Source organism: Stappia indica (assembly GCF_001696535.1).
Lineage (GTDB): Bacteria > Pseudomonadota > Alphaproteobacteria > Rhizobiales > Stappiaceae > Stappia > Stappia indica.
In genome coordinates this window covers 706,151-715,304 of record NZ_MBQE01000004.1, presented here as the reverse complement: position 1 = coordinate 715,304, position 9,154 = coordinate 706,151, and the positions used below count along the sequence as shown (strand labels likewise).

Here is a 9,154-nt window from a genome sequence, read left to right as displayed (position 1 = left end):
CCTATTCCATCCAGGTCGATGCAGCCCCGGTGGTCATCACGCTCGCCCCGGCGGCCGGCAGCCTCGCCAATGGCGAGGTCGGCACCGCCTACAGCCAGACCTTCACCGCATCCGGTGGCGCGGCGCCCTACACCTATGCCGTCACCGCAGGTGCCCTGCCCGACGGCCTGACCCTTGCCTCGAACGGCGCCCTCACCGGAACGCCGACCACGGCGGAGACGGCCAACTTCACCGTCACCGCCACCGATGCCCACAACGACACCGGCAACGCCGCCTATTCCATCCAGGTCGACGTAGCTCCGGTGGTCATCTCGTTGAGCCCCGCCGGAGGCGAACTGCCTGCCGCAACCGCCGGAGAGGATTACAGCGCCTCGATCACAGCCAGCGGCGGACTTGCGCCCTATCTCTACAGCATCGCCTCGGGCAGCCTGCCCGACGGTCTGGTGCTGAACATCTCCACCGGCCAGCTGACCGGTCCGCTGGATCCCGATACGGACGGCAATTACAGCTTCACGATCCAGGCGCGCGATGCCAACAACGTCATCGGTTCGGCGGCTTACACGCTGACCGTTGCCGAGCAGACGGTGACCGTCAGCGACAAGGATGTGACCGTGCCGCCGGGCTCGACGCCGCCCAACGTCAACCTGACGAGCGGCGCGACGGGCGGACCGTTCCAATCCGCCGCCATCGTCGCCGTGGAACCCGCCAATGCGGGCACCGCGCAGATCGTCTACGGCGAATTCGCGCAGCTCGACAGCGCGCCCACTCCCGTCGGCTTCTATCTGAAGTTCACGCCGAACCCGACCTATTCGGGTCAGGTGCGCGTACGCTTCACGCTGACCAGTTCGCTCGGCACATCCAACGTCGGCACGGTCCTCTACACGCTCGGCTATGATCCTCAGGCCGTTGCAAACGAGGTCCACGGCCTGGTGCACGATTTCGTGCAGACGCGCCAGAACCTGCTCAGCAACACGATCAAGGTGCCCGGCCTGCGCGAGCGACGGCAGATGAAGTCGGCGCACGATGTCATCAACATGCGCATGATGCCGTCGGGCCAGGGCGTGACCCTCGGCTTCGCCACCAGCCTGGCGCAGATGTCCGCGGCGAGCGAAGCGATCGAACGCAGCCTCGGTGTCGACACCTCCTCGTTCAACGTGTGGGTCGACGGCACCTTCGCCGTGCACAACCGCAACGGGGAAGACAACCGCTGGGGCACCTTCGCGCTGTTCTCGGCCGGTGCGGACTATCTGCTGACCGAGCGCGCGCTGATCGGCATCTCGTTCCACTTCGACCGGATGAGCGATCCGACGCGCGACGATGCGCGACTCACCGGCAACGGCTGGTTCGTCGGCCCCTACGCCTCGTTCGAGCTCGGTCGCGGCGTGTTCTGGGACACCAGCCTGCGCTACGGCGGGTCATCTAACGACATCGACACGCGGTTCTGGGACGGCAAGTTCGACACCAGACGGTGGATGTTCGACACGTCCCTGTCCGGCACGTGGCAGCTCGACGAAGCGACGACGCTGGCGCCGAAGGTGCGGGCCGTTTACCTGTCCGAGAAGGTCGACGACTACAGCGTCAGCAACGCGGCCGGCAATGTGGTTGCCATGGACGGCTTCACGGTCGAGCAGCTGCGCGTCAGCCTCGGCGCCGAGCTCTCCCGGCGGTTCGTCCTCGACGACGGCATGGTCGTGACCCCGAGCGTCGCGTTGACAGGCGGCTTTGCAGGGCTCGGCGGGTCCGGCGCGTTCGGATCGGTCGGCGCCGGCGTGGAGCTCACCAATGGCGGGATGTGGAGCGTCGACGCCGGGCTTCTCTTCAACATCGAGGGAGACGGCCAGGCCTCGGCCGGCGGCAGGATGGGCGTTGCCGTCCGGTTCTGATCCGGCCGGCGCTACTTCCTGAACAGGATGCGGAGAACGTCGTCGTAGGAGCGCAGGAAGTCGCAATCGACGCGGAAGACGTCGCGCAGCAGATCGGGGGCAAGCACGTCGGCGGGGATGCCGTCGGCGACGACCTGTCCCCGATGCAGCACCAGCAGCCGATCGCAGAACATCGCGGCGTGGTTGAGATCGTGCAGCGCGACGATGGTCGTCAGCCCCAGCTGCGAGACGAGGCGAAGCAGGTCCAGCTGATGCTGGATGTCGAGATGGTTGGTCGGCTCGTCGAGGAACAGCTCGCGCGGCTGCTGGGCGAGTGCCCGGGCGATGTGGACGCGCTGGCGCTCGCCGCCCGACAGGCTCTGCCACGCCTCGCGGCGAAACCCGGTCATGCCGACCTGCTCCAGGGCCGTGTCGACCGCCTGCGTATCGGCAGGCTTCCAGGCCGCAAGCGGGCCGCGATGCGGCGTGCGGCCAAGGCGCACCACATCTTCGACCGACACGTTGACATCGGTCGCGGCGTGCTGCTGGACCAGCGCCACGCGCCGCGCCAGCTCGCGGCGGCCGGTGCGTGCGATATCCGTTCCGTCGAGCAGAACACGGCCGGACGCCGGGCGCCTGAGCCCTGCAAGCAGCCGCAGCAACGACGACTTGCCCGAGCCGTTCGGCCCCAGCAGCCCGAGCACCTTGCCCGGCTCGACCTTGAACGAGACATCGTCGACGATCGTCTTGCGCCCGACCCGCCAGACAAGGTTTTCGGCAGATATGCTCATGTCGCCGGCCTCGCGCGGTAGAGGATAAGTGCGAAGCACGGCACGCCCACCAGCGCCGTGACGATGCCGATTGGCAGGGTCTGCTGCTGCATGATGCTACGCGAGACGATGTCGGCGAGGACCATGAACACTGCCCCGACCAGCAGGCAGGCGGGGAGCAGCCGCATGTGGCCGGGCCCGATGAGGAAGCGTACCGCGTGCGGGACGACCAGGCCGACGAAGCCGATGGACCCCACCATGCTGACGATGGTCGCCGTCATCACCGCGGTGACGGCGAAGAGGATAACCCGGACGCGCTCCACGGGTATTCCCATCGACGCGGCGGCGTCGTCGCCGAAGGTGAAGGCATCGAGCGCCCGGGCATACCAGATGCACACCCCGAGCCCGAACGCGACCACAACGGCCAGCAACTGGAACTCCGGCCAGCGCACGCCGCCGAGGCTCCCGAGCAGCCAGAACATCACGTCGCGCGCCTGCTGTGCATTGCCCGAGGTGGTGACGATATAGGCGGTGAGCGCGTTGAAAAGCTGGGCGGCCGCAACACCGGACAGGATGGTGCGGTCGGCCCCGCCCCGCCCGCCGCCGGACAGCACCGCCACGAAGACGAAAGCCGCCAGCGCCCCGGCGAAGGCGCCCATCGACAGCGAGACCGCGCCGGCGCCGACGCCGAGGATAATCACCGCGACGGCCCCGGTGGAGGCGCCGGCCGAGATGCCGAGCACATAGGGCTCGGCCAGGGCATTGCGCAGCAGCGACTGGAGGATAGCGCCGCACATGGCCAGGCCCGCACCGCACAGGGCGGCGACCAGCGCGCGGCTGAGCCGCAGGTCCCAGATGACGCTGGCCTGGATGCGGCTGATCTCGGCGGAGGTCCAGCCGAACTGGTTGGTCACGGCGAGGGCGACGGTGCGCAGCGGAATCCGCATTTCGCCTATCCCCACGGCTGTTGCGATCGCCAGCACCAGGATGGCCAGCGATGCGACCAGCAATGCAGCGAACCGCAGGCCCGCCCTGGACGGGGATATCGTCACTTCAGCAGTCCGAGCGCCTCGAGCTGCGCGGCGATTTCCTCCGCGCCGTAGATGGTGCGGATGGTCGGGTTCATCGCCGCCCCGTTCATGGTGACAATATGGCCCTTCTGCACCGCCTCCATCTGGCTGACGGTCGGGTCGTTCTTCAGGAAGGCGATCTTGTTTTCCGCCCGGTCGAGATCCCAGCGATTGCGGTCGAGAGATGCGGCGACGATCACCGTCGGATCGGCGGCGATGATGCCTTCCCAGCCGACCGTCGGCCATTCCGCCTCGGTGGTGATGGCGTTGCGGCCTCCCAGGACGTCGGCGATGAAGCCCGAGGCGCCGTTCTTGCCGCCGAGATAGGCATCGTCCGCCACGGACGGGCTGGAGAACCAGAACAGGAAGGTCAGGTCCGGGGTATCCCCGAACCGGGCGCGCAGGTCCGCCTCCCGCTGCTTGAACTCGGCGATCAGCTGCTGGCCGCGGTCGGCGACGTCGAAGATCCGCGACAGCTCGTCGATCTCCTGAAACAGCAGGTCCATGTTCCACAGCTGCTGGCGACTGCCATAGATGTCGCCGGTGTCCTTGCGGGTGTTGCAGATGCCCGGAGCCAGGTAGCTGGGGATCCCGAGCGCGGCGAAATCCTCGCGCTTGGCCACCTTGCTGTCGGGGCCGAGAAGCAAGGGCAGCTGGGCGGCGACGAAGTCCGGCTCCTCGGCAAGGATCGATTCCAGCGTCGGCAGCTCGACCGTGAGCAGCTTCACCTTCTCGTTCGCCTCGGCGAGTTCCGGCAGCACCTTGGTCGGCCAGAATGCCGAGGCGGCGAGACGGTCCTCAAGACCGAGCAGCAGCAGGATTTCGGCGCTGTTCTGGCCGAGCGCCACCGCATGCTGCGGCGCCTTCTCGAACGTCACCTCGACACCGCAATTCTCAATCGTCAGGGGATAGGTGGTCGGCTCGGCGCGCGCCGGCGAGAAGACGAGAGCGGCCAGGGCGAGCGTCGCGGCGGCGAGAGGAAAGCTGGAAGACATGAGAACAAGTCCGCGCATCTGAGGGGGATGCGCGAGAGCTACTCCCATGAGCCGATCAATTCAAGAGTATTTTACTCATGTTTTAGACCCATCCCCAATCCCCGTCACGCCAGATGGATGTAGCTGCCGGGGGCCGGTTCGAGCGGGGGTAACCCCTTGTCCGGCGCGCCGACGGCCGGAGGTATCCCCTCCCCGCTGCTGCGCGCGAGAAGCCAGGCGGACCATTCCGGCCACCAGGAACCGGGGCGCGGACGGTGCCGCTCCTGCCAGCCGTCGGGACCGGAATAATGAGCGCCGGCCGGGCGATGCGACAGGCGATAGTGGCGGCGAGGATGGCCCGGCTCGCTGAGGATGCCGCCGTTATGCCCGCCCTTGGTGAGGACGAAAGTCAGGTCGTTGTCGGTGAAAAGCTGGGTCTTGTAGACGGATTTCCACGGGGCGATGTGATCGGTCTCGGTGGCGACGACGAACATCGGCGCAGAAATGTCCTTCAGCGCGATGACGCGCCCTTCGACCGAGAACCGCCCGGCGGTGAGCCGGTTTTCCAGGAACAGGCCGCGCAGATATTGCGAGTGCATGCGCGCGGGCATGCGCGTCGTATCCCCGTTCCAGACGCCGATGTCGGTGGGAAGATCGTCCTGGCCGAGCAGATAGCGGCGCACGGCCCGGGTATAGATCAGGTCCTCGGCCCGGATCGCGGCGAAGGTGCGGGCCATTTGCGGGCGGTCGAGATAGCCCTGGTCCCACATCATATCCTCCAGGAACGCCACTTGGCTTTCGTCGAGGAAGAGCAACAATTCCCCGGCCTCGACGAAGTCGACCTGTGCCGCCATCAGCGTCACCGAGGCGAGGCGCTCGTCGCAGTCCCGCGCCATCGTCGCTGCGGCAATCGCCAGCATGGTGCCGCCGAGACAATAGCCGACGGCATGGATGCGCTGGTCCGGAACGATGGCCGAAACGGCGTCCAGCGCCGCCATGACGCCGCGCTTGCGGTAGTCCTCCAGCGACAGGTCCGCCTGCTCGGCGGTCGGATTGACCCAGGAAATGATGAAAACCGTAAAGCCTTGATCGACCAGATATTTCACCATCGAGTTCTGCGGCGACAGGTCGAGGATGTAATATTTCATGATCCAGGCCGGCACGATCAGGATCGGCTCGGCCTGCACCTTCGCGGTCGTTGGCGCGTACTGGATAAGCTCAAGGATATCATTGCGATAGACGACGGTTCCAGGCGTGCATGCGAGATCCTTGCCGAGCCGGTAGCCCTCCGGCGGCGGATCGTGGCGCTGGGTCAGCGTCTTGACGAGATCCTGCGACAGATGCTCGGCACCTTCCAGGAAGTTGCGGCCGCCCTGCCGCACGGTCGTCTCGATGATCTCCGGATTGAGCCACGGGAAGTTGGAGGGCGAAACGAGATCGAGCGCCTGCCGCGCCATGAAGCGGGTGCGGTTGGCGTCCTGCTCCTCCAGCCCGCGCAGCCGGTCGGTCGCGTGGTCCCACCAGTCCTGAACCGCGAGAAAGCCCTGTTTCCAGCTGCGGAACGGCAGCTGCTCCCAGCCGGGGTGATCGAAACGGTGGTCGAAGTCCTTCGGCGCAAAGGGCGTGCGTGCCGCGCCCTCAGTGCCCGGAAGGCAGGAGGCCAGCAGTTTCAGCGCGTTTTCCTGCGCCCGTTCGGCCATTTCCAGCTGGCGTCCGGGTGCCCGGCTCATGTGCAGCGCCCAGTCGCTCCAGGCCTCCATGAAGGCGTGCGGCGACACGCCGCCGGTGACGCGCGCAACGGCGGCGCGCACGCTGCGGTCCATGTTCTCGTGCAGATGACGGGCCGGTTCAGCGGGCTGCGTCGCCCCGGTCGGCGACGGTGCCGGCGCCAGCGCCGGAGGAGCGGCTGCCGCGGCAAGGGCGGTCCCGGCAAGGAGGTCGGCTTTGTTCTGCGCGCGCCTGGTCATGGCAGCCTCGACATACGCTCTGAGTGGGGCGGTGCGATCCGCAGACCGCACGGTCATCTTGCCCGACGCCGACGCCCTCGACATTGATCTGTGTCAGCTTGGGTTCCGCGTCAGCTTGGGGTTCCTGCAAACACCACCTGTCCCCTCGGGTCAGCGGCAATAAGGTGCGCGGCGCGGCTTGGTGTCGAGATGGAAGTGGTCGTTGTGGTAGGCGTCCGAGCCGGGCCCGAGTACGGTGGTGAAGGGGCCGCAAGCAGCAGCACGCAGCGATTTCTGGAGCTTCGTCGCCGCGCCGGCATCGCTGCCGGTCTGGCGCGGGGCGACGGCGAACTCCCGTCCGTCCTTCAGAATGAGCCCGCGGATATCGATGGCCCGCCCGAAGGAATGCTCGCTCAGCCGCGCGCCGGCGATGCGGTTGCGGCCGCGGCAGTGATAGGAGGCGGCAACGCGGATCTGGGCCACCTCCGAGCCGAGCGTGGAGCTGGCCAGCGGGGCGATGACCTGCGCGGCAAAGCGCGCCGCAACGGCCGCCGTATCGCAGGACAGCACGGCTTCGGGAACCAGCGCCATCCCACCGACCGCCGAGACGGAGACCGCATCCTCGATACCGCAGGCGCCCGCCCCCGGAACGGGTGGGACCCGCTCGAAGGTGGCCCCGACACGGCGCAGGGCCTCGATACACCCGGTGACGGCCTCGCTATCCGCCGCGGGCTTTTCCCCGGCCGGAGGCGCGGCGGCGAACCGGCTGTTCCCGGGCTCCTCGGCGGGGCCGGTAGTCGCGAAATCGGGGACAACCGGCTTGGGACGCGGCAGGACCGTGCTGTCCGCAGCCCGGTCGGCTTCCGGTTTTTGCGCCGGGATGTCCTCGGCCTGTCCCCGCCCGTCCTGCGAGGGTGCGGCCTGATAGGGCCTTGGCTGCGGCAGCGGCGTCCTGGCACCGGCCCCGGACGTCGCCGAGGCGAGCAGCACGGCGGCCGCAATCGCAATCCCCGCTCGCCTCGACCCGCGACAAGCGTATAGGCTCGCACGACGCAAGTCCGGCTGCTTCGGCCCGAAAAGCGGATGATCCACGGGAGACGTCGTGTTCAAGAGCCTTTCCCTGCTTCGGTTGCAGCGCATGGTGCGGGGCTTCCTTTTCGTGCCGGCCGTGATGGCGATCTGCGGCCTGGTGATGGCCGGTGCGGCGGTCTCCATCGACCGGATGAACGTGCTCGGCTCCGCCTACGACGCGTTGCCCTTCCTCAACATCTCGACCAGCGGCGCGCGGGCTGTGCTGGGCACCATCGCCGGGGCGATGATGACCGTCATCAGCCTCGTCTATTCCCTGACGCTGGTGGTGTTCACGCTGGCGGCAGGCAATATCGGACCACGGCTGCTGGAGACGTTTACCGACAATCGTGTCAACCAATCGACCATCGGCCTGCTCGGCGCAACTTTCCTCTATTCGCTCTTTGTCCTCTATGTCGTGGGCGAAAACGAGGTGCCGCGCCTTTCGGTTGCAATTGCCATCCTGCTGGCGACGACGAGCTTCTTCTGGGTCGTGTATTTCGTGCATGACACCGCCCGCCGGGTGATGGTGGATAACGAGATCGCCCGCACCCAGCGGTCGTTGCGCTCGGCCATCGACCGCCTGCTTGCGGACGAGCCCAAGGAGGAGCCAGACGACCGCAACGCCATTCCCGACGACGAGGGCGAGCCGGTGCTGGCGCGGACCTCCGGCTATGTCACCGCCGTGCAGGCGGAGGCCTTGCTGCGAAATGCGGTGGAATACGATGGCTTCGTGCGGGTGATCGCGCGGCCGGGGCATTTCATCATCGCCGGCACGCCCATTGCGGTGCTGCACCGGGTCGATGGCAACCGGGAAGCGCTGGCCGAGGCGGTGCACCGCTCGGTGTTGCTGGCGGATGCGCGCTCGGCCGACGGGGACATCCTGTTCAATGTCCATCTCAACGTCGAGATCGCGCTGCGCGCCCTGTCGCCGGGCATCAACGATTCCTATACGGCGATCAGTGCCCTGGACCAGCTGTCGGCCTCGCTGGCGATCATCCTGCAGCGCGGCGCGCCCTCCTCGCTGATCTGCGACAAGGAGGACAAGCCGCGGGTGTGGCTGGAGCTGATCGAGCTGAAGGAGATCGTCGGCACGGCGCTGCATCCGATGCGGCGGGCGGCCAGCGGCAACGTCATGGTGGTGCTGCGGCTGATCCAGGCCATCGGCCGCATGGGGCTGGTGTGTCGCGGCGACCACGCGGCGATCCTGCGCACGCATCTGCGGCTGATCGCAACCGACGCCAATATCGCCGTTCGCAACCGCGACGACCGGGCGGAAGTGGCGCACGAACTCTACAAGGCGCATCGCATCCTGAAAGACGCCGACAGGCGGAGCTGAGGCCGACGGCCGCGCCGGCGCTGCGGGGAAAAGCCCTTCGAACGCGAATGCCCGGACGGTGGTCCCGCCCGGGCATATCCGGCTTGCAACGCCTTGAGACGAATTTTGCAAAATTCCGTATCGAA

Annotated in this window: 7 protein-coding genes; 2 read left to right on the top strand and 5 right to left on the bottom strand. The window is 67.3% G+C overall.

Features of this window, described 5'->3' with window-relative positions; genetic code table 11:
• The coding region (locus BBX35_RS17455; protein ID WP_141687890.1) for a putative Ig domain-containing protein at window positions 1-1,883 on the top strand (1,883 nt) is incomplete at its 5' end.
• Between the two features lie 11 nt (window positions 1,884-1,894).
• On the opposite strand, the gene BBX35_RS17450 is transcribed toward BBX35_RS17455, so the two are convergent.
• The 5 genes from BBX35_RS17450 to BBX35_RS17430 all read right to left on the bottom strand — a co-directional run bounded on the left by BBX35_RS17450 (window position 1,895) and on the right by BBX35_RS17430 (window position 7,612).
• Window positions 1,895-2,653, bottom strand: a complete 759-nt coding sequence (locus BBX35_RS17450; protein WP_067222595.1) for an ABC transporter ATP-binding protein — start codon at window positions 2,651-2,653, stop codon at window positions 1,895-1,897.
• Complete coding sequence (locus tag BBX35_RS17445; RefSeq protein WP_067222593.1) at window positions 2,650-3,684, bottom strand: FecCD family ABC transporter permease; 1,035 nt, start codon at window positions 3,682-3,684, stop codon at window positions 2,650-2,652. Before BBX35_RS17445 ends, BBX35_RS17450 begins: the two co-directional genes overlap by 4 nt.
• Window positions 3,681-4,697 carry an ABC transporter substrate-binding protein gene (locus tag BBX35_RS23945; RefSeq protein ID WP_244271650.1) on the bottom strand — a complete coding sequence of 339 codons (1,017 nt, stop codon included), beginning with the start codon at window positions 4,695-4,697 and terminating at the stop codon, window positions 3,681-3,683. Before BBX35_RS23945 ends, BBX35_RS17445 begins: the two co-directional genes overlap by 4 nt.
• Window positions 4,698-4,801: 104 nt before the next feature.
• Window positions 4,802-6,643 carry a PHA/PHB synthase family protein gene (locus tag BBX35_RS17435; RefSeq protein ID WP_067222591.1) on the bottom strand — a complete coding sequence of 614 codons (1,842 nt, stop codon included), beginning with the start codon at window positions 6,641-6,643 and terminating at the stop codon, window positions 4,802-4,804.
• Window positions 6,644-6,793: 150 nt separating this feature from the next.
• Window positions 6,794-7,612, bottom strand: coding sequence for an extensin family protein (locus tag BBX35_RS17430; protein ID WP_067222588.1), 819 nt, complete (start codon window positions 7,610-7,612; stop codon window positions 6,794-6,796).
• A gap of 112 nt (window positions 7,613-7,724) precedes the next feature.
• On the opposite strand from BBX35_RS17430, the gene BBX35_RS17425 reads away from it, so the two are divergent.
• Window positions 7,725-9,029: a DUF2254 domain-containing protein gene (locus tag BBX35_RS17425; RefSeq protein WP_208979865.1), complete on the top strand. Its 1,305-nt coding sequence runs from the start codon at window positions 7,725-7,727 to the stop codon at window positions 9,027-9,029.
• Window positions 9,030-9,154 lie beyond the last annotated feature (125 nt).

Coding starts and splice junctions, on each gene's coding strand:
- BBX35_RS17450 (WP_067222595.1), bottom strand. CDS start 2,653: ATGAGCATATCTGCCGAAAACCTTGTCTGGCGGGTCGGGCGCAAGACG.
- BBX35_RS23945 (WP_244271650.1), bottom strand. CDS start 4,697: ATGTCTTCCAGCTTTCCTCTCGCCGCCGCGACGCTCGCCCTGGCCGCT.
- BBX35_RS17435 (WP_067222591.1), bottom strand. CDS start 6,643: ATGACCAGGCGCGCGCAGAACAAAGCCGACCTCCTTGCCGGGACCGCC.